This is a genomic window from Mitsuokella apri, from assembly GCF_047974105.1.
Classification (GTDB): Bacteria; Bacillota; Negativicutes; order Selenomonadales; family Selenomonadaceae; genus Mitsuokella.
In genome coordinates, this window is sequence record NZ_JBHYRS010000009.1 from 22,797 (window position 1) to 44,104 (window position 21,308).

Here is a 21,308-nt window from a genome sequence, read left to right on the forward strand (position 1 = left end):
CCTAATTTCTCTTGCAGCTCAGCGCAGCGAGCCAAGATAACGCACCCCGTTGATGTACGGCGTGCCGCTGGCATTTAAAAAGGTCGCGGTTGAGGCAATGACTTTGCGCAGATAATGTTTGGCATAGCCGCCCGAGAAACTGAACCAGCTGCTCATCGACTGCAGGACAATCGGCGTGCCCGCATCGTCCTGACCGAGATACATCATGACATGGGTGTTGTTCGCAAGCAAAGTCCCCGGACGGCAGGCATAAAGCGCTGTCAATCGTTCATCCTCATTCATGCCGGCAAGGTCGACGACGCGCGGCATGGATTTGGCCTGCTGGTCGGCGTCGCGCGGCAGCTCAATGCCCATACTGCGGTAAACATCCCCGACAAACGAGGAGCAGTCGACGCTGTCGTCAAGGCCGCCCCAGCCGTAGACGTCGCCTAAAAAGCGGAAGCCCTGACGCACGAAATTGTTCTCCGTGCAGGGCAGGAAGCCCTCATGCAGGGTATCGTCAAAAGCAGCCTTGATTTGCTCCGTCCGCAGCGTACCGTTGTCATTTACGGGCAGCAGCAGTTTCTTGTCAGCCGTCAGCGGAATCTTGGCGCCCATCTGGAAGAGCAGTCCCTCGCCATCGGCATTGGCAATGGTCTTTTTATTGGCCGTGACGACGGCAAACGAAGCGGGCGCTGCAAATTTATCCCATTCGGCGCGGCCCGTCTCCGCAAAGTCAGACTTTGCAAGCCAGCCGTCATAAAAGCGCGTGCGCACAAACGAGAATTTCTTATCGTAGCTGTCGAGCAGCACGGCAACCGGCTCGGCAGGGTCAAGAGCCGTAGCCTGCAGTGTATCGTAATGCGTATCACCGGCACTTTCGAACCAGCCCGTCGCTTCCGGCAGCAGGCGCAGATTTGCGCGTCTCGTTACCACGCCATAACGGATATTGGCCGTTTCCGGCATGGCAGAAAGATTGCAGTTTTTGTGCGCAAAGGAATAGCTGTACGAGGTCAGGCCGCTGCCGTTTTTATAAAGGTCCGGCACGGCAGCCGTATCAAAATCACCCAAGGCCTGCACATTTTCAATGCGCTGCCTTACCTCATCAGCAGATACCGTCTCCGGCAGGACCGCTAAATCGGCCAGCGTATCATTGCGGCTGCGAAGCCCTGCATTGACTTCTTTGACCTGTTCCTTTGACAAAATCACTTGGTCGCCGGCAGAATTTCTCTGCGTCCAATAGTCGGCCGTCGCCCGTTCGTCCGTGATTTCCGGCGAAGCCGACGCTGCTTTTATACCCATAGGCAGGAAAAAAGCCAGCAGCAAGGTCAGCAGCAGCGGGATTCCCCTATTCGCGATTTTATGACCGTACTTCAAGACACGTTCCCCCTTCTTACGATTCTTTCTATTATATATAATATCTATTATAGCGCAGAAGGCTCCCGCTGTCATTCTGGATGTTTCAAAGTGTTTTTGCTATAATAAAAACGAGCCGTCACGGCGTGTATCATCGCATAGATACGGCAGTGACGGTTTTTTACTTCCGATTTTTTCAGCACAAAGAAGGTGCATTATGAATATTTTAGAGGAAATCGCCGCCAAACGGCAGCAGTTCAAGGGCAAAAAGAAGCTGGTCTCCGAGGGCGGCATGGTCGTCGTGCCCGATGACTGCGATTTTAACCGGATTCTCGCGGTTGGGGATATCCACGGCAATTTTACGCGCCTGCAGTCGCTCTTTGAGCACATCCCCTACGACCCGCAGCAGGACCTGCTGATTTTTCTCGGCGACTACATCGACCGCGGACCCGAGGTGGCCGAAGTCCTGCAGATGGTCATGAAGCTCAAGGAAAAATTTCCCTATGTCGTCACGCTGACGGGCAACCACGAAGCCATGATGCGCCATTATTTTCAAAATCACAGCATTCGCGAGCCCATGGACCTGCAGCACGGCTGGCTTAGGAGCGGCGGTCAGGCTACATTTGCGAGCCTCAAAAAGGTTTACGAAAAAGACTGCAGCCTCTACCACGAACTTCTGCACTTCGTGCTCTCCCTTGACCATATCGCGGCGGTCGGCGAAACATACCTGTTCACCCATGCTGGTTTTTACTCAAAACTTTCCTATGAAGAACAGGTCGACGATATGCTCTGGCTGCGCGCGGAATTCTACGAGGAATACGACGGCGAACAGACGGTCATTGTCGGCCATACGCCCGTGCAGTGCTTCGACCGCAGCCGCAGCCATCCCCTTAGTTTTCGCAATCACATCATCGACATCGACACCGGCTCCTATCTGCCGGGCGGCCATATCAGCTGTCTCAACGTCCGGAAAATGAGCTGCTGGCAGAGTGATGACGACGATCTGTTCCAAGAAAAAGAATAATTCAGCGCAAAGGAATGTTGCTCTTGCTCACGCGGTCCGCTGCATCCGGAATGCCGAATTCCTGCAGCATGCGGATAAAAGCGGCCTCGATGACCTCAGCGTACTGGCTCGGACCGATGATGATTTCTTCGAGAGCGTCGGCGAGCGGCACGCCCGGACCATCGTCATTTGGTCCTTTGAGCGGCAGTTTGTAGATGATCTGCGGAATGCCGTCAACAACGACAATATCGTGATGCAGATGCCCGCTGGCCGACTCATGGTAGACAAAGCGCCATTCGCGCTCTTCGTTGAAGCCCGGATTCTTGATGGAAAACAGGGACGTCATGAGCATATTGACGAAATACTCGAGGACTTTGGCCGGTTCCCGTGTCTGAAGCTCTTCGAGATGCTGTTCGATATTGTCGAGCATCCAGTCGAAGCCCTCTGTAAACTGCGCCTGTGTCAAGTATTCCACGGGTGTCAGCCGCAGCGGCAGCGGGTCAAGCTGGCCGAAAATGGCTGTCGGCTTCAGGACGACGGCCACGCCGGTCTTGCGGCCATAGGCGCGCCACATCGAGAGCCGGCCCTTGCCATGTTCGCGCGGCCGGTGCTCCGAGACACATGCGAGATACGTATGCGTAATATAACGCTGCTCATTGTTGTTGAGGTCGCTCATCATGGAGTCGAGCACATTTTCGCCCCAATCGAGACGCCTGGCAAGCTGCAAAATGCGCTCGCGGCGGTAGTCGGAGCCATACACCGTTTTATTGAGCAACTGGATGCCGTAATCGATTTCGCGGTAATCGTTCATGCAGGCAGCCGCCCGCATCCAGAGGGCATGTCCCTTGAGGATATTGATGCCCGTGCTCGCGCTCGTGTAATAAGCAAAACGCATCTTCTCGAGCCGCGTCTTTTCCAGGCGTCTGGCGTAAATAGGCTGAAAAATTTTGAGGTATTCACCGAGTTCTTCTATTTTTTCCTTATCCATACCGCACCCCCTGCTCAGAGTCCGAAAATTCATCTGTTCGATGCTTACGCCTACATTATAGCACAAACAGCACATAGATTCGAAAATGCAGCCTTATCAGGATGGTTACGAAGCCTGTCCCGCAAACTGCGTCAAATAAAGGTCCCTGTATGGGCCTTCTTTTTTTATGAGTTCCGCGTGGCTGCCCTGCTGGGCGATATGTCCCTGCTCCATGACGATAATTGTATCGGCATCGCGTATCGTCGAAATGCGGTGTGCGATAATCAGGCAGGTCCTGTCATGCATCAGGCGCGTCATGGCATCCTGAATCTTTGCTTCCGTGCGCGTATCGACATTCGATGTCGCTTCATCGAGAATCAGGATGCGCGGATTTGCGAGGCAGGCGCGGCCGATGGCCAAAAGCTGCCGCTGTCCTTCGGACAGGCTGCTGCCAGCTCCCGTCAAAACCGTCTCATATCCTTTGGGCAGATGGCGAATGAATTCATCGGCATTGGCAAGTTTTGCCGCCCGTTCAATCTCCTCAGTGGAGGCATTTTGTTTCGCATAGGCCAGATTATAATGAACCGTATCCGAGAACAGCACCGTATCCTGCAAAACAATGCCCACGAGGCCGCGCAGGCTGCTGAGCGAATATTCGCGGATGTCTCTGCCATCGAGCAAAATTTCGCCGCTGTCGATTTCGTAAAACCGCATCAGCAGATTGACAATCGTCGTCTTGCCGGAGCCCGTCGCACCGACCAGGGCGATTTTTTTGCCTGCCTCAATCTTCAGATTGAAATCATCAATCACACGTTTTTCTGGCACATATGAAAAATTCACATGGCGAAATTCGATGACATCGCGAGTCCGAACCGGCACTTCCGCGCCGCCCTCCGGCTCACTCTTTTCATCGAGCACGGCAAAAATGCGTTCGGCACCGGCCAGAGCCGTCTCAATCTGCCCGTAAAGCTGGGCAATCTCGTTGATTGGACGCGTGAACTGCTTCGAATAGATGATGAAAGCCGAGATGACGCCGACCGTAATCCAGCCCTTTAGGGCAAAATAAGCACCGAAAACCGAAACGATGACAAAGGAACAGTTGGAAATCATATTCATCAAAGGTCCCATCGAATTGCCGATGCTCTCGGCGCGGATGCCCGTTTTTGTCAAGGCATCCGCGGTCTGCTCGAATTCCTTGATGATGCGCTCTTCCCTCGCATACGCCTTGACCGTGCGCACCGCCGTGACTTTTTCCTCCACCATGCCGTTGAGGCTGCCTAAAAGTTCCTGACGGTTGAGAAAATACTTGCTCATCTTCTTGGCAATCAATTTCGTCGTCAGAACCGTCGCCACGACCGTCAGACAGGTCAAAAGCGTCAAAGGCACGCTGAACGACAGCATGACGATGGCCGTGCCGACTAAAGTCAGCACACCGGCAAACAGGGCGCCGAGCGAGGTCGAGATGACACTGGCAATATTGTCGGCATCATTTGTCATACGGCTCATGAGGTCGCCATGGGAGTGCCGGTCAATATAAGAGAGCGGCAGCGTGTTGATTTTGTCAAAGAGGTCGCGGCGCAGGCGGCGGATGATGCTCTGACTGAGTCTGGCGCTCAGGCGTCCCTGAAAAAAGACCATAACGGCGTACAGGGCACAGGCTGCAAGCATCGAGAGCAGGATGCGGGGCAGAGATGCATACGCCGCTTCGGCAATCGCGTCAATGGCCTGACTCTGGAAAATCGGCGCCGCAACGCCGGCTATGACACCGGCCGTGACGACAAAAGTCAGGAGCAGCAAGCGCAGTCTCTCCGCATGAAAGTATGTAAGCAGGCGCAGGAATGTCGCCCTGCGATGTACGGCTTTTTCGACAGGAGCACCGATACGACGGGGACGGCGAAAATAATCTTCTGCTTTTTTTCTTGCTGCCATCAGGCCTCATCTCCCCTCTCGTCCACGCCGAGCTGCGAAGCACAGATTTCCCGATAAACGGCCGAATCCTTTAAGAGTTCTGCATGTGTCCCCAAGGCCGCTAGACGGCCGCCATCGAGCACGGCAATCCGGTCAGCACGGCGGGCCGTCGCGATACGCTGGGCCACGATGATTTTCGTCAGGAAGCGGCCTTCGGCACGGAGTTTTTCGGTATAAGCGCCAAGTGCCTCGTAAAAAGCAGCTTCCGTGCGCAAATCGAGGGCACTCGTGCTGTCATCGAGAATCAGGATTTCCGGCCGACGGACGATGGCGCGCGCAAGGGCCAAACGCTGACGCTGCCCGCCTGAAAGGCTCATGCCGCCCTCGGCCACTTCCGTATCATAGCCATCCGGCTGCCGCGCAATAAAACCATCTGCCTGCGCAATATGGGCAGCCTCTTTCACCTCGTCAAAGGAGACATCATCCTCGCCCCACGCGATATTGTCGCGGATGCTCAGGGAGAACAGCTCCGTTTTCTGCAGGACCACGGCCATCTTCTGTCGCAAATCCTTTAATGGATAATCGCGTACATCGATTCCATCCACCAAAATCTGCCCTGCTGAAGCATCGTAAAAACGCGGCAAAAGCTTGATAAGCGTGCTCTTGCCCGAACCCGTCGCGCCGACGATAGCCAGCGTCTCTCCCCGCTTGACAGTCAGCGAGATGTTCGTCAGGACATTTTCCATCTGCGAAGGATAACGGAACGATACATGGTGAAATTCCAAACAGCTCTCCGTCTTTTGAGGAATTCCGTGCGGGTATCTGCCATCTTCCAGAACAGGTCTTGTCTGTAAAATTTCCTGCAAACGGCGTTTGGAAGTAAGGCCGCGTGCAAAAAGCTGCAGAATCATCGCGAATATCAAGAGTCCATTTAGAATCTGCACAACATAAGTCAGTGCCGCCATAATCGTGCCGGGACCAATCATGCCTTCTTTGACATCAAAGGAACCCACGTAAATGACGCCGACCAATGCGAGATTCAGGACGATATTGACGAGCGGCATCAGCCACGCGATGAGCAGCAGCACTTGCAGCTGCGTCGCCGCCAAATCGTCATTGGCCCTGCCAAAGCGCTGACTTTCGCGTTTTTCCTGATGATAGCCTTTGATGACGCGCGCACCGCTGATATCTTCCTGCATGATGCCGTTCAGGGCATCGAGCTTCTGCTGCAGCAGCAGGAATAACGGATTGCTCTTCCAAACGACCAGAGAAACCTCGAATAAAACGACCGGAGTGACCAGCATGGCAATGATGCCAAAGTTCAGGTCAAGCGTCAAAAGTGCGGCTGTGCCGGCTATCAGGAAAGTCGTGCTGCGCACGACACTGCGCAGCGCAGAACTGACCATTGCCTGTACCTGTGTCGTATCGCTCGTGATGCGCGTAATCAGGGACCCCGTATGGAAAAAGTCAACCTGTTCCAGTGAAAAGTGCATGATGCGGCGGAAACAATCCTTGCGGATATCGTTGCCAAAATTCTGTGCGCAGCGATTGACGCAGACCGCCCCCATGACGCCGCAAAAGCCGCCGACCAGAACCACCAGCACCATCAAAAGGCCTGTTTGAAGCACAAGCTCAGGGTCCGGCAGGCCGCCACGACCAAGGCCCAGAATGCCTTCGTTGACAATCGAAGCCATCATGCGCGGCTGATAGAGGTCAATGAGTACCTCTGAAATCATAAAACATATGGTAAGCACTGCCGTGCCATAATAAGGCTTAAGATAATGAAGCATAAGCTACCTCGAAACATAAAAATGATATATTTGTATTTTAGCACACGGCGCTAAAAACAGTAATAAAAAAATCCTGCCGCCCGCAAAAATGCAGGTCAGCAGGATTTTTTCGCAGGGATAGAACTTCCATCCGTTTGGTATCAAAGTTCCGGCGGCAGAATCTCAATCCAGTAATTATCGGGGTCGCTGATAAAGTAGATGCCCATATCCTTATTCTCGAAGCAGATACAGCCCATTTCCTTATGCTTCTTGTAAGCTGCCTCAAAGTCATCCGTGCGCACGGCAAGATGGAACTCATTTTCACCGAGGTTGTACGGCTCCTTGCGGTCATGGAGCCACGTGAGTTCGAGCTCATGCGGCGTCTGGCCGCCATCGGAAAGATACGCGAGCGTAAAGCCCGGCCCCTCGAATTTGCGGACCGGCTTAAAGCCGAGGGCCTCTTCATAGAACTTAAGGCTCTTGTCGAGATTCAGTACATTGAAGTTATTATGTGCAAATTTGAATTTCATTGTTATTTCCTTTCCATTGTCTATTGACAGGATAGTCTCTCAATAACCGAGAGCTTCGCGAATCAGCACGAGTTCACACGCCCCGGCCTGCATCGGTTTTTCCCAGATGATGTTGAGACTGCGGCAGATGCGCTCAGGGCTTTTGCAGTCATAGCAATGGTCGGCCTTGACGGCGCACGGTGTCTTGCGATGCAGCCTTTTGGCATTCAGGGGACTGGCAATGTTGCGTGCGCGGTCGATTGCCGCATGCAAATCCGGAGCGAGCTTGTTCTCGCCGATGACAAAATAAACTTTTTCATGCTTCGTCAGCGTTGCTGCCACGCGATTGCCGCTGCCATCGATGTTGACAAGTTCGCCCGTCTCAGCCACGCCATTCAGCGAAGTAATATAGATATCGGCCAGATAGGCCTTGGCCTTTGCTTCGTCTGCAGGCATGTCCTGACGCCAATGCCAGAACATTTCATTCGCTGGTTTGAGCTTTTCGTAAAGCCCCATTGCCTCGAGTGTCATCGAACCGCCAAAGCCCACGCTCTTGCCCTTGATGGCTTGTGTCAGGTAATCTGCAGCTTCCTCTTTCGTCGCAAAAACCTTCAGTTCGATGCCGCGCCACTTCAGATTCTTCGCCAGTGTCTCAAGATCCATACGGACACCTCCAATCCTAAACTTTCCTAATATATACACATATTCTGCCTATGGTTTCAGTATAGCAGATTCGCCAAGATAGACAAGTATGTACTTTTTTATCCTTTCCTATCCTTTTGGGAACCATTCATCCCGCCATTGCGGCTGACTTTTCAGCCGGCCTGATTCGGCGTATAATAGAAGCGTTGAAAATTTTAGAAACTGAGGGATACCCATATGGAAAAACATTTTGATATCAACGAACAGGGCCTGAGCATCCGCTGCAAGCTGATCTGCAGCGCAAGTGACAAGACGGCGCGTTCCTTCGAGCATATCGCCATCGTCACACATGGTTTTGGCAGCAATAAAGAGACAGCCGGCACGGTCAATTTCGGCGAACATCTGACGTCCAAATACAAGGGCTGGGGCGTCATTGCCTTTGACTGGCCCTGCCATGGCATGGATGCGCGCAAAAAGCTCACCGTTGCCGAGTGCCTGACGTATCTGACCATCGTCACGGAATACGCCAAAAAAGAACTGCAGGCCAAGGACGTCTGCATTTATTCGACAAGCCTAGGCGGCTATCTGACGCTTCGCTATCTCATCGAAGTCGGCAATCCGTTCCGCCGCATCGCCCTGCGCTGTCCGGCCATCCACATGTACGAGACGATGAGCAGCCGCATCCCCGAAGCCGACCACGCCAAACTCAAAAAAGGCAAAGAAATCCAGATTGGCTTTGAACGCAAGATGAAAATCGACCAGTCCTTCCTCGACGACCTCAAATCCTTCTGCCCGCTCGACCACGAGTATTTTGACTTCGCCGACTCCATGCTGATTCTGCACGGCACGAAGGACGAGATGGTCCCGATTGAAGATGCGCAGAAATTCGCCGAGGACAATGTCATCGAATTCATTCCCGTTGAAGGAGCAAACCACCCGTTCCAGAATCCGAATCATATGGCTCTGGCCATCCACAAGATTATTGAATTCTTCCATGAAGATTGAGCATGGACAAGATTAATATCGAGATGGATGTCATGCAAAAAGCCGCAGGGTCCCAAAATTGGACCCTGCGGCTTTTTATAGGCAGATTTTCTCAGCTGCGAAAATTATTCAAATTCAATCGTAGCCGGCGGTTTGCCCGTGCAGTCGTAGAGCACGCGGTTGACGCCTTTGACTTCGTTGACGATGCGGCTCGTCGTCTTCTGCAGGACTTCCCACGGCAGCTGGGCGCTCTCGGCCGTCATGAAATCGCTCGTCATGACAGCACGCAGGGCAATGGCGTAATCGTAGGTACGGCCGTCGCCCATGACGCCGACGCTGCGCATGTTCGTGAGTGCTGCGAAGTACTGGCCGAGGTTCTTGACGCCGGCTTTGGCGACTTCCTCGCGGTAAATCGCATCGGCTTCCTGTACAATCTTGACTTTTTCAGCCGTGACTTCGCCGATGATGCGGATGCCGAGGCCCGGCCCCGGGAACGGCTGACGGTTGACGAGGTATTCCGGCAGACCGAGCTCACGGCCGGCAGCACGTACCTCATCCTTGAAGAGCAGACGCAAAGGCTCGACGATTTCCTTGAAGTCGACATAGTCCGGCAGGCCGCCGACATTGTGATGGCTCTTGATGACGGCCGACTTGCCGAGGCCGCTCTCGATGACATCCGGATAAATCGTGCCCTGCACGAGATAATCGACAGCGCCGATTTTCTTGGCTTCTTCCTCAAAGACGCGGATGAATTCCTCGCCGATGATCTTGCGCTTCTTCTCCGGTTCCGTCACGCCCTTGAGCTTCTCGTAGAAACGGTCTTTGGCATTGACGCGGATGAAATTGAGGTCGTACGGACCCTCAGGACCAAAGACGGACTCAACCTGATTGCCCTCATCCTTGCGCAGCAGGCCATGGTCGACGAATACGCAGGTCAGCTGTTTGCCGATGGCTTTTGAAAGCAGAACAGCGGCTACAGACGAATCGACACCGCCCGAAAGCGCGCAGAGGGCCTTGCCCTTGCCGATTTTCTTTTTAAGCTCCTCGACCGTCGTCTTGACGAAGGAATCCATCTTCCAGTCGCCCTTGCATGCGCAGACCTTGTAGACGAAGTTATGAAGCATCTCTTTGCCCTGTTCCGTGTGCATGACTTCCGGATGGAACTGCGTCGCATAGAGACGGCGCTCTGCATTCTCCATCGCCGCCACCGGGCAGACCGGCGTGAAGGCCGTGACCGTAAAGCCTTCCGGCGCTTTGGCGATGTAGTCCGTATGGCTCATCCAGCAGATGCTCTTTTCCTTGACACCTGTGAAGAGCTTCGACTGTTTGCCTTCCTCATTGAGCGTGACTTCCGTCTTGCCGTATTCGCTCGTCGGTGCCGTCTCGACTTTGCCGCCTAAGAGGTGAGCCATGAGCTGCGAACCGTAGCAGATGCCGAGCACCGGAATGCCGAGTTCAAAGAGCTCCGGACTGCACGTCACGGCGTCTTCCGTGTAGACGCTGTTCGGACCGCCCGTCAGGATGATGCCTTTCGGCGCCATCTCGCGGATCTTCTCGAGGGACAGCGACTGCGGATGAACTTCGCAGTAAACATGATTTTCACGCACACGGCGTGCGATGAGCTGATTGTACTGACCGCCAAAGTCCAGTACGAGAATCATTTCATTTACAGGCTTGCTCAATTTTTTTCTTCCTTCCTAATTAAAGCAACACGAACAGGACGTATATCCTGAGAAAATTATAGCATAGAGCACGAAAAAAGGGAACGGTTCGCAATGCTCAACGCATGAGCGGGTCTTCCCCATACTCATTATCCCCGCGCTTGCCGCGGATCAGCATGAGGCAGACAATTAAGAGCATGACAAACAGATTGATGGCCTGAACGACTTCTGACTCCATACTGTCCTGAGGCATTCCTTCTACTGCCTTGAAAAGAAAAGGCTGCAGAATACCGGCCACGAGGTACAGGATGGCCAGAGCATTGCCATAACCGAGGTCGTGCAGACGGCGCGTGACCAGCGTATAAATCGAAACAACCTCAATCACCGACACGAGCACGGCTGTACCGTCAGCGAGCATCTTGCTGCCAATCAGGCTGAAGCAGATACTGTAAAACAGCATGGCGACAAAGGTGAAAAACACCATGACGCCGAGCATACGCATGATAAACGGTTTGCGGTTGAGGCGTCCCCGGCAGCTGAAGAACTTTTCACGCAGTTCTTCTACATTAAAGTGAGTATTTTTCAGGCCCAATATAATCCCTCTCTTCATTCTATCTATATAGGAGACGATGCTCAATCTTCTGCAAAGCGCTCCTGATATTCCGCAATGGCAGCTCTGGCGGCACTCGAATCAAAGCCCTTCTGATAGAGATTGGCCATCATCTTCTGCCGCTCGCCGCCGCGCGGAAACTTGAGCGCGAGCACGCGCAGTGCCGCGCCTTTCTCGCGCTCGTAGAAATCCTTTGGCCGGCAGGCGTCAATATCTTCTTTCGAGAAGCCGCGCTGCCTGAGCTTTAAACAGATCTGGCGCAGGGAACTGCGGCTTTCGTGATAGAGAAAGTCGAACTGACGCTGGCAGGCCGCCGCATCGTCAAGATAATGACGTTCCTTGAGACGGGCAACGGCCGCATCCATTTCTTCTTCCGCATAGCCCTTGCGCGCAAGTTTTTCGCGGAGCTTTGCTTCGCTGTACTCCTGACGTGCAAGGATATCGACGGCTGCGACCAGAGCCGTTTTGACCGGCTTTTTCGGGCTGCGCACGTTATGTTCCGCATGTTCCGTGTTTTCTGTTCCGAAGTCCTTTTGACGGCGCGTGCGCCGATGTTTCCTGCCATAGTTTTTGCCCGCCTCATCCTCAGAGGACGAGGCGTGATAGCTGCGGTACATCATGCTTCGCCGTCAGCGGCCGCTTCTTCCTGCTCCTTCTTGACCTCTGCCTCAGCCTGTTTGATGGAATCGCCGGCTTCCGGGTCTTCAAGGAGTTTGGCGCGGATCTTGGCCTCGATTTCTTCGGCCAGCTGCGGCTGTTCGCGCAGGGACTGCTTGGCATTTTCCTTGCCCTGACCAAGGCGCGTGTTGTTGTAGGAGAACCAGGCACCGCTCTTGTCGACAATATCGAGGTCCACGCCCATGTCGATGATGCTCGAAAGGCGCGAAACACCTTCGCCGTACATGATGTCAAATTCAGCCGTGCGGAACGGCGGGGCAACCTTGTTCTTGACGACCTTGATGCGCGTGCGGTTGCCGATGACATCCTGTCCCTGCTTGAGCGTGTCAATCTTGCGCACGTCAAGGCGTACAGACGAATAGAACTTCAGAGCGCGGCCGCCTGTCGTCGTCTCCGGGCTGCCGAACATGACGCCGACTTTTTCACGAATCTGGTTGATAAAAATCGCTGCCGTGCGCGATTTGGCGATGATGCCCGTGAGTTTGCGCATGGCCTGACTCATGAGTCGGGCCTGCAGGCCGACGTGGTTGTCGCCCATATCGCCCTCAATCTCGGCCTTCGGCACGAGGGCGGCGACGGAGTCGACGACGATGATGTCAATGGCGCCGCTGCGCACAAGAGCATCGACGATGTCGAGAGCCTGCTCACCCGTATCCGGCTGCGAAATCAAGAGAGAATCGATGTCGACGCCGAGCTTGGCGGCGTAAACCGGGTCAAGGGCATGCTCGGCATCGATGAACGCCGCGATGCCGCCTTGTTTCTGCGCTTCTGCAATCATATGCAGCGTGACCGTCGTTTTACCGGAAGATTCCGGACCGAAGACTTCGATAATGCGGCCGCGCGGAATACCGCCGACGCCAAGTGCGATGTCAAGAGGCAAAATGCCCGTCGGGATGACTTCGATGTCCATGTTGGCTTTCGCATCGCCGAGGCGCATGATTGAGCCTTTGCCGAAGTCCTTCTCGATTTTCTTCAGCGCATTCTCGAGTGCTTCCTTTTTGCTTGCTGCTTCTTTCTTATCTGCTGCCATGTAATTCGCTCCTTTCATGACAATCCTGTTATATTGCTTAGCGGATTCGATCCATATAGTATACTGCCATTATAACAAATGAACCGCCTCCCTGACAAGGAAGGCGGTCCCTCTGTATCGGCTGTAACCGTAAATAGTGAAAATCTCTTTTTACATATAATCGGCCGAGGATTTCTTGCGCTGCTGCTTGACGAGGCCAAGTTTCGCGGCAATCCATTCCATCGCGACGAAGAAGACCGGGATCAGGAAGATCCCCATGGCCGTAGCGAACAGCATGCCGCCGACAACTGCGACGCCCATGCCGTTACGCGCGGCAGCACCGGCGCCCGTGGCGATAGCCAGCGGCACGCAGCCAATGATGAAGGCAAACGACGTCATGAGGATCGGGCGCAGGCGCAGACCGGCCGCCTCAATGGCAGCCTTGACCGGCTCCATGCCGCGGTCGACACGGACCTTCGCGAATTCGACAATCAGGATGGCGTTCTTCGCCGCCAGACCGATGATTGCGATGATACCGATCTGCATATAGATGCTGTTCTGCAGGCCCGCATTCGCGTGGCCTGCCATAGCCTCGAGGATGGAGAGTCCATACTCCGAAACAACGGCACCGAAAATACCGGTTGGTACCGTCAAAAGGACGGCGAACGGTACGCTCCAGCTCTCGTAGAGAGCAGCGAGGCAGAGGAAGACAAAGACGAGCGACAGGACAAGGACCTGCATCGTCGAGTTCGAAGCCTTCGATTCCTCACGGCTCTGACCGGACCATTCAATGTTGAAGCCCGTACCGGCATTCTGCTGGACGACTTCCTTGATGGCGTTCATGGCCTGACCGGACGAATAGCCATTGCCCGGCTGGCCTGTAATCTGAATGGAACGCGTGCCGTTGAAGCGCGAAATCGTCGACGGTCCCGACGTGAATTTCGGCTTTAAGAGCGTATCGAGCGGCACCATCGTACCTTTGCTCGATTTGACGAACATGAATTTCATGGCGTCGGTCGAGCTGCGGTAGTCGTTATCGGCCTGCAGCATGACCTTGTAGCTGCGGCCGAAGCGGTTAAAGTCATTGACCTGATAGCCGCCGTAGTTGACCTGCATGGCCGTGAATACATCGGAAAGCTGGATGCCTAGGTTCTTGACCTTCTCACGGTCAACCTCGTACTGCATGACAGGAGAACCAGCCGAATACGTCGAGCGGACGCCGGCGAGTTCCGGACGCTGGTTTGCAGCTGCGACAATCTGTTTCGTCAGGTTGTTGAGCTCTTCTTCCGAATGGCCCGTCATATCCTGCAGCTGCAGTGTCCAGCCGCCCGTCATACCGAGGCCCGGCAGAGCCGGCGGGTTCATGGCGATGACCGTAGCTTCAGGCGCTACCTTAGCACCGACGCCAAAGGCCGTCTGCACAGCAGCATTGACGGATTCACTGATATCCTGACGCTGCGACCAGTCCTTCATGCCGACAACGATCATGCCGGCACTTGACGAAGAACCGCCCGACAGAGGCGAAAAGCCCGTGATGGCCATTGTGCTGTCCAGCCCCTTGACGCTCTGCATCAGGGCTGTATTGACTTTGTCGACGACTGCCTGCGTGCGGTTGGCCGAAGTGCCATCCGGCATTTCAATTGCCGCGAACATATAGCCCTGGTCCTCCGAAGGAACGAAGGTTGCAGGCAGCTTCGTATAGACGAGGCCCGCACAGCCCGCCACGATGAGCAGGAAGATAAGGGCCAGGCGCGAATGACGGATAAACTTGGCCACCACGCCGACATAACCGCGCTTCGTGCGGTCAAACCAATTGTTGAACTTGACAAAAAAACGTCCGAGGACGCCTTCATCGTCCTTTTCCGTATGCTTCTTGAGCATCATCGCGCAGAGAGCCGGCGTCAGCGTCAGGGCCACAAAGGCCGAAAGGCAGACGGACACGGCAATCGTCAGGGCGAACTGTCTGTAGAGGACGCCTGTCATGCCGCCGAGGAAAGCAACCGGCACGAATACGGCCGAGAGGACAACAGCAATGGCGACCACAGGGCCCTGAACCTCGTCCATGGCGCGTTCCGTCGCATCGACAGGCGTCAGCCCCTCTTCCATGTGTTTCTCGACGTTCTCGATAACGACGATCGCATCATCGACGACCAGACCGATGGCCAGAACCATGGCGAAAAGCGTCAGGGTATTGATGGAAAAGTCGAGAATCAGGAACGCACCGAGCGTACCAATAAGAGATACCGGTACAGCCAGCAGCGGTATGAGCGTTGCACGCCAGTTCTGCAGGAAAATGAAGATGACAAACACGACGAGGAGCAATGCTTCGACAAACGTCTCCAGAACTTCCTTGATGGAGGTGCTGATGTAATTCGTCGAATCGAAAATCGTCGACATCTCCATTCCCGGCGGCAGCGTGGTCTTTGCTTCATCGAATACCTGACGAACCTGTGCAACCGTCTTCATGGCGTTGGCGTCACTCGTCAGGTTGATGCCGAAACCAACGGACGGATAGCCTTTGAATTTGGAAATAATGGCAGATGACTGCTGACCTGTTTCAATCTTGGCCACGTCCTTGAGGCGGACGAACTGGCCGTCACCATTCGATTTGATGATGACATTGCCGAATTCTTCCGGTGTCGTCAGACGGCCTTCAATCTTGCCGGACATCTGTTTTTCCTGACCGTTATTGACCGGCATGCCACCGATAGTACCGGCCGGAGCCTGAATGTTCTGCTCCTTGATGGCTGCCGAAACATCCGCAACCGTCAGATTGAGTTCAGCGAGTTTGTCCGGATTGAGCCAGACGCGCATAGCATAATCCGAACCGAAAACCTGTACGTTGCCGACGCCATTGATACGCTTGAGTTTATCGATGAGGTAAATCGTCGCGTAGTTCTTCATGAAAGCACGGTCGTACGTGCCATCCGGTGAGTAGAAGGCCATCATATAGGCCATATCATTCGTGGATTTCTTCGTCGTCAGACCGACCTGCTGAACTTCTGACGGCAGCTGGCTGGTAGCCGAAGCGACGTTGTTCTGGACCTTGACAGAGTCCATATCGCCGTCCGTGCCAGTCTCAAATGTGACAGAAAGACTGTAGCGGCCGGTATCATCGGAGCTTGAGGACATGTAGTCCATGCCCTGCGTACCGTTGACCTGGTCCTCGACAATCTGTGCGACCGTCTGATTGACGACGGAGGCACTGGCGCCCGTATATGTCGTGCTGACACTGACGGTCGGCGGTGAAATCTGCGGGTACTGCGCAATAGGCAGCTGTGTCGCTGCGATGCCGCCGGCGATGACAATGATCAGCGAGATAACGATGGCGAAGATCGGGCGGTGAATAAAAAATTTAGACAAAACGCCGCCCCCTTAGCTGTTGCTGCCGCTGCTCGAATCCGAAGAGTTGGTCATCGTATCGTACGGCGTCGTATCTTCCTCGAACGAGAAGCCCATCTCGTCAGGCGTTACCATCGTCACAGCGAGGTCCTTGCCTTCTGTCAGGCTTGAGAGACCTTCGACAATAACCGTGTCATTCGCAGAAAGGCCATCTTTGACGATGTAGTAGCTGCCGACCTGCTGGCCGAGTGTAACGGAACGAGCCTCCGACTTGCCGTCATCGCCGACGACCATGACAAACGTTTTATCGAGCAGCTGCTGCACGGCGCGCTGCGGCACAAGAATGGCATTCGGCACCGTCTCGCCTGTCAGCCGAACGCGGGCGAACATGCCCGGCAGCAGAAGACCATTTGGATTTGGGAACAGGGCTTTGATGCTCAGAGTACCCGTATTCTGCGCCAAAGCACGGTCCGCCTGCACGATTTTGCCATCGAGCGGATACATCGTGCCGTCCGAGAGTCTGACCGTTACATCGAGAGGGTCTCTGTCAGAACCGCTCTGCATCTGCTGGATATTGCGGAATTTCAGATATTCCGCCTCGGAAATGCTGAACTGAACGAAGACCGGGTCCACTGTACCGATGGTCACGAGGTTTGTATTGCCGGCCGTGGCAAACGTGCCGACAGCGACATCATCGACGGAAACCTGACCGGACATCGGCGCATAGATGACCGTATCATCGAGATCCTGCTGTGCCTTCTGCACGAGAGCCTGATTAGCGGCAGCTGCGGCCGAATAAGCGTTGACATTCGCCTGCTGCGTCGTAACGGTCTGCTCCGAAATGGCATCGGAATTCAAAAGTTCCTGATCGCGGTAGAGGTCAGTCTGGGCATTCGACAGCGTTGCCTGCGACTGGGCGAGATTTGCCTGAGCCTGCAGGACGGCCGACTCGTACTGGCGGGAATCGATGCGGTAGAGCGGCTGCCCTGCATCGACGTGTTCACCGCCGTGGAAATACTTCTCGACAATCTTGCCGGATACCTTTGACTGTACTTTGACCTCGTCCTTGCCGACGACCTGGCCAGCGTACTCACTGGTAATCGGCGCGTCCTGCTGCAGGACCTTCATGGCTTTGACCTGCGTTGCATTCGAGGCTGCCTGCTGTTTGCTTGAGCCGCAGCCGGCGAGCAGCACCGAAGCCGACAGCGCAAGCGTCAGCATGATTGCCAGCGGTTTCTTGTTCTTCGCAAAAAACAAAGAGATAACCTCCTTCTTTACGGTATCCGTGGATACCCTTACTTCCCTTCTTTGATAGTAAATAAATGTTTACTATTTCAGAATCTTATAGTATAGTATATTTGTGTAAAAGTCAAGAAAAACAGTCTTATAATACAAGGCTTTCATAGAAATTTAATTTGTATTTCCTCATCAATTTCTATACCATACCGAAATGCAACTCAAGTTACCAAAGGAGATTGAATATGTCCCCAGAGAATCCAGAAGCATCACAGGAAATTTCTGCTTCTTTTATCGAGACACTCGTGCTCATCCATCGAAAATTTTATCGCAATCTCGCTGTCCCTGTACCTCTGAATCAGTTTGCCACGCTCATGACTCTGCGCCTTGAAAAAAACGCCAGTGTAACAGAAATTGGCAAGAATCTCCTGATATCCAAACAGCAGATGAGCAACATCTGTGAAAAACTGCTGCAGGCGGGCTTCATCAGCAAGAGACCGGACCCTGAGGACCGGCGCCGCACGCTGGTCTCATTGACCAAAGCCGGCGAAAAGCTCATCGACGACCAGAATGAAATTGTCCGCCGCAAATTTCTGCGCAGTCTCAGCAATCTCAGCACCGAGGAACAAAATGAGCTGCGCGACTCCATCGTCAACTTCAATCACTATGTCGAAAAAATGAACACCGCTCCGTCAAAATGAACAGCAATTACAAAAGGCGCATCCTGCAAAAAGGGATGCGCCTTTTATTATGCTTTACTTTTCATCGAGCGGGATGACATCGAGGTCATCTGGAACAAAGACATTGCCGTGGTAGTATTCCTTGGCTTCTGCCGTATAATCGTGCTTGCGTGTCGCAATGCTCTTGTCTTCCGTATGATAGAGGACGAGATTCTTGACGCCGAGTTTTTCCGCGAGCTCGCTGGCCTCCTTGACCGTCGAATGGTTCTTTTCATACGGTTTGAATTTGTCGCGGTCGCCGTATTTGCAGAACGCTTCGGCCAGCAGCCAGTCCGCGCCTTTGGCGTATTTTTCATCGTGCTCATTGTACGGTTCATCGCCGAGGCAGGTAAAGCGCAGGCCGTCCTTGAAGCGGAGTTCATAGCCAAACTGCTTGGCCTTCGTCGAAAGGATGTCAAAAGCCGTGAGCTGGAGGTCCTCAAAATTGACTATGGAGCCGTCCTTGACTTCATGCAGGAAGATGCTCGTGCCCACGCGCGCAAAATCCTTTTTCTTCAGCGTCATTTTCGTCATGGTCAGCAACATGTCCTTAACGACATCGTGGCAGTAGATGTGGAATTCTCCCTGATACTTGCCCTTGTTCATGAGGTCCGCGACCTTGCGCATGACCCAGATGACGCCGAGTACATGGTCCGTGTGACCGTGCGTCACAAACATATGATGGCATTTCTGATAATCAAAGCCCGCGAGCTCGAGCTGCCGCAGGATGCCATTGCCGCCGCCCGCATCCGTCAGGAAATAATCGCCGTTGTCGAGTGTCAGGAAAAAACATGTATTGTAGCATTTCGTCACCATGGCATTGCCTGTGCCAAGCATCGTAAGTTTTCGCATATTTTACTGCCTCCTATCCATATATCTTCTTTCATTATAAAACAAGGGCACCGACATTGTCAGCACCCCTGCTTTATTATAATCGATATTTAAAGGCTTTTTCAGCGTTTTCTTTTTGTATGCGGCGCAATCTTCTCAAGAGCCACGCGCGCGGCATGCTGTTCCGCTTCTTTTTTGCTGCGGCCCGTGCCTTCGCCCATGACTTTGCCCGTCACGCACACGCGGAACGTGAATTCCTTGGCATGGTCGGGGCCCGACTCGGAGACGAGCTCATAATCGATGCTCTGCCCTTCCTTGCGAAAGACAATTTCCTGCAGGATGGTCTTGTAATCCTTGAGGATGGCACCATGCTCGGCCTTGTCAAATTCGCCGCTGAGCTGGCGCACGACATAGGCCTGCGCCGTTTCCCAGCCCTGGTCGAGATAAACAGCACCAATGACAGCCTCGAAGACGTCTTCAAGATTCGTCTGACGCGTGCGGCCGCCGCCCATTTCCTCGCCGCGTCCGAGCAGAAGATAATCGCCAAGATGCAGATTTGAAGCGAGCGCCGCCAGCGTCATCGAGCAGACGATGCTCGCGCGCGTCTTTGTCAGTTCCCCTTCGGGCATTTCCGGAAAGTGCTCATAAAGATAAGTGCTGGAGGCAAGCTCCAGCACAGCATCTCCTAAAAATTCGAGACGTTCATTATGGGCAGTGTTCCGCTTTGCTTCATTGGCATACGAAGTATGCGTCAAAGCCTGGTCGAGGAGTCCGAGGTCATGGAATTCCACACCGAGGCGCTTTGAGAGCTCTAAAAGCTCCTGACGGCGCCCTTCCTTCAGAACAGTTCCCATGACGATTACTCCGTGAATTTCTTCATGACAATGCAGGCATTGTGACCGCCAAAACCGAAGTTGTTCGAGATAGCGGCACGGACCTTCTTGGCACGCGCCTTGTTCGGTACATAGTCGAGGTCAAGGCCTTCATCCGGCGTCTCGTAGTTGATCGTCGGCGGCATCATGTCGTTTTCGATCGTCAGAGCCGTAGCGACAGCTTCAATGCCGCCGGCAGCACCTAAAAGATGGCCCGTCATCGACTTGATCGAAGAAACGGAAACATCCTTGGCATGTTCGCCCCAGACCGACTTGATGGCGAGGGATTCGCCTTCATCGTTGAGGTGCGTCGACGTGCCATGGGCATTGACATAATCGATATCGGCAGGCGTCAGGCCGGCGTCATCAATGGCCAGCTGCATGCATTTGGCCTGATACTCGCCGCCCGGAGCCGGGCTCGTCATATGATAAGCATCGGAGTTTGCACCGTAGCCGACGAGTTCAGCATAGATATGAGCACCGCGTGCCTTGGCATGCTCGAGGCTCTCGAGGATGACGAGGCCGGCGCCTTCGCCCATAACAAAGCCGCTGCGGTTCTTATCGAACGGACGCGAAGCATGAGCCGGGTCGTCGTTGTGGTCCATGCAGAGTGCCTTCATGGCAGCAAAGCCGGCAACGGCAGCCTGACTGATGGCCGCTTCCGTGCCGCCTGCTACCATGACGTCAGCCTTGCCTTCCTGAATCACGCGGAACGCATCGCCGATGCAGTTCGTGCCCGTTGCACAGGCCGTGACCACGCAGGAGGAAGGGCCATGAAGTTTAAAGGTGATGGCCACCTGACCGGCTGCGAGGTTCGCAATCATCATCGGGATGAAGAAGGGGCTGATGCGGTTTGGTCCCTTTTCGAAGAGTTTCTTATACTGAGCATGCATCGTCTCGATGCCGCCAATGCCGGCGCCGATATACGTGCCGATGCGGTCGCAGTCTTCCTTTTCCAGGTCGAGCTTCGCATCCTCGATGGCCATCTTGGCTGCTGCCACAGCGAACTGGGCATAGCGGTCCATGCGTTTGGACTCTTTTTTGTCGATGTACGCCGTCGGATCGAAATCCTTGACCTCACCGGCAATCTTGGCATGGTATTCCGACGCATCGAAACGGGTGATCATACCAATACCGTTTTTGCCTTCCATCAGGCCTTCCCAGAATGCGTCCTTACCGATACCGATTGGGGTGATGGCCCCCAGGCCCGTAATTACTACGCGTTTACTCAAA

General features: G+C 54.0%; 18 protein-coding genes. 3 read left to right on the top strand and 15 right to left on the bottom strand.

Translation table 11 applies throughout. From position 1 onward, the window contains the following. Positions 1 to 18: 18 nt before the first annotated feature. The gene (locus tag ACE419_RS10445; RefSeq protein WP_435721968.1) at positions 19 to 1,356 is read right to left on the bottom strand and encodes an NlpC/P60 family protein; all 1,338 of its coding nucleotides are present in this window, start codon (positions 1,354 to 1,356) and stop codon (positions 19 to 21) included. A 196-nt stretch (positions 1,357 to 1,552) separates the two neighbouring features. Between ACE419_RS10445 and ACE419_RS10450 the strand changes: the two genes are divergently transcribed. Continuing rightward, a complete protein-coding gene (locus ACE419_RS10450; protein ID WP_435721969.1) occupies positions 1,553 to 2,359 on the top strand; it encodes a metallophosphoesterase family protein in 807 nt (268 codons plus the stop codon). 1 nt (position 2,360) lies between these two features. On the opposite strand, the gene ACE419_RS10455 is transcribed toward ACE419_RS10450, so the two are convergent. The 5 genes from ACE419_RS10455 to ACE419_RS10475 all read right to left on the bottom strand — a co-directional run bounded on the left by ACE419_RS10455 (position 2,361) and on the right by ACE419_RS10475 (position 8,154). Then, positions 2,361 to 3,326 carry a DUF2971 domain-containing protein gene (locus tag ACE419_RS10455; protein ID WP_432646699.1) on the bottom strand — a complete coding sequence of 322 codons (966 nt, stop codon included), beginning with the start codon at positions 3,324 to 3,326 and terminating at the stop codon, positions 2,361 to 2,363. Between the two features lie 105 nt (positions 3,327 to 3,431). After that, entirely contained in the window at positions 3,432 to 5,234 is a 1,803-nt protein-coding gene (locus ACE419_RS10460) for an ABC transporter ATP-binding protein (protein ID WP_435721970.1), read from the bottom strand. Continuing rightward, positions 5,234 to 7,003: an ABC transporter ATP-binding protein gene (locus tag ACE419_RS10465; protein WP_435721971.1), complete on the bottom strand. Its 1,770-nt coding sequence runs from the start codon at positions 7,001 to 7,003 to the stop codon at positions 5,234 to 5,236. Before ACE419_RS10465 ends, ACE419_RS10460 begins: the two co-directional genes overlap by 1 nt. A gap of 140 nt (positions 7,004 to 7,143) precedes the next feature. After that, positions 7,144 to 7,512, bottom strand: coding sequence for a VOC family protein (locus ACE419_RS10470; protein ID WP_435721973.1), 369 nt, complete (start codon positions 7,510 to 7,512; stop codon positions 7,144 to 7,146). Between the two features lie 39 nt (positions 7,513 to 7,551). Then, on the bottom strand, positions 7,552 to 8,154 hold the full coding sequence (locus ACE419_RS10475) for a lactate utilization protein (protein ID WP_435721974.1): 603 nt from the start codon (positions 8,152 to 8,154) through the stop codon (positions 7,552 to 7,554). Positions 8,155 to 8,370: 216 nt separating this feature from the next. Between ACE419_RS10475 and ACE419_RS10480 the strand changes: the two genes are divergently transcribed. Next, a complete protein-coding gene (locus tag ACE419_RS10480) occupies positions 8,371 to 9,138 on the top strand; it encodes an alpha/beta hydrolase family protein (protein WP_432646694.1) in 768 nt (255 codons plus the stop codon). 104 nt (positions 9,139 to 9,242) lie between these two features. Here the strand turns inward: ACE419_RS10480 and guaA are convergent, their stop codons facing one another. From guaA to ACE419_RS10510, 6 genes are all read right to left on the bottom strand, one after another. Then, positions 9,243 to 10,778 carry a glutamine-hydrolyzing GMP synthase gene (gene guaA, locus ACE419_RS10485; RefSeq protein ID WP_435721999.1) on the bottom strand — a complete coding sequence of 512 codons (1,536 nt, stop codon included), beginning with the start codon at positions 10,776 to 10,778 and terminating at the stop codon, positions 9,243 to 9,245. Between the two features lie 118 nt (positions 10,779 to 10,896). Continuing rightward, positions 10,897 to 11,370: a DUF805 domain-containing protein gene (locus tag ACE419_RS10490; RefSeq protein WP_432646693.1), complete on the bottom strand. Its 474-nt coding sequence runs from the start codon at positions 11,368 to 11,370 to the stop codon at positions 10,897 to 10,899. Positions 11,371 to 11,411: 41 nt separating this feature from the next. Then, a complete protein-coding gene (locus ACE419_RS10495) occupies positions 11,412 to 12,008 on the bottom strand; it encodes a regulatory protein RecX (protein WP_435721976.1) in 597 nt (198 codons plus the stop codon). Continuing rightward, entirely contained in the window at positions 12,005 to 13,096 is a 1,092-nt protein-coding gene (gene recA, locus ACE419_RS10500; RefSeq protein ID WP_432646691.1) for a recombinase RecA, read from the bottom strand. The genes ACE419_RS10495 and recA overlap by 4 nt, the downstream gene beginning before the upstream one ends. A 150-nt stretch (positions 13,097 to 13,246) precedes the next feature. After that, positions 13,247 to 16,438 carry an efflux RND transporter permease subunit gene (locus ACE419_RS10505; RefSeq protein WP_435721977.1) on the bottom strand — a complete coding sequence of 1,064 codons (3,192 nt, stop codon included), beginning with the start codon at positions 16,436 to 16,438 and terminating at the stop codon, positions 13,247 to 13,249. Positions 16,439 to 16,450: 12 nt separating this feature from the next. Continuing rightward, complete coding sequence (locus ACE419_RS10510; RefSeq protein ID WP_435721978.1) at positions 16,451 to 17,674, bottom strand: efflux RND transporter periplasmic adaptor subunit; 1,224 nt, start codon at positions 17,672 to 17,674, stop codon at positions 16,451 to 16,453. A gap of 224 nt (positions 17,675 to 17,898) precedes the next feature. Between ACE419_RS10510 and ACE419_RS10515 the strand changes: the two genes are divergently transcribed. Beyond that, a complete protein-coding gene (locus ACE419_RS10515; RefSeq protein ID WP_432646688.1) occupies positions 17,899 to 18,354 on the top strand; it encodes a MarR family winged helix-turn-helix transcriptional regulator in 456 nt (151 codons plus the stop codon). Between the two features lie 54 nt (positions 18,355 to 18,408). Here the strand turns inward: ACE419_RS10515 and ACE419_RS10520 are convergent, their stop codons facing one another. The 3 genes from ACE419_RS10520 to fabF form a co-directional block, all read right to left on the bottom strand. Continuing rightward, a complete protein-coding gene (locus ACE419_RS10520) occupies positions 18,409 to 19,224 on the bottom strand; it encodes an MBL fold metallo-hydrolase (RefSeq protein ID WP_432646687.1) in 816 nt (271 codons plus the stop codon). Between the two features lie 101 nt (positions 19,225 to 19,325). Continuing rightward, positions 19,326 to 20,057 carry a ribonuclease III gene (gene rnc, locus ACE419_RS10525; RefSeq protein WP_435721981.1) on the bottom strand — a complete coding sequence of 244 codons (732 nt, stop codon included), beginning with the start codon at positions 20,055 to 20,057 and terminating at the stop codon, positions 19,326 to 19,328. Between the two features lie 5 nt (positions 20,058 to 20,062). Continuing rightward, positions 20,063 to 21,307, bottom strand: coding sequence for a beta-ketoacyl-ACP synthase II (gene fabF / locus ACE419_RS10530; RefSeq protein ID WP_432646685.1), 1,245 nt, complete (start codon positions 21,305 to 21,307; stop codon positions 20,063 to 20,065). Position 21,308 lies beyond the last annotated feature (1 nt).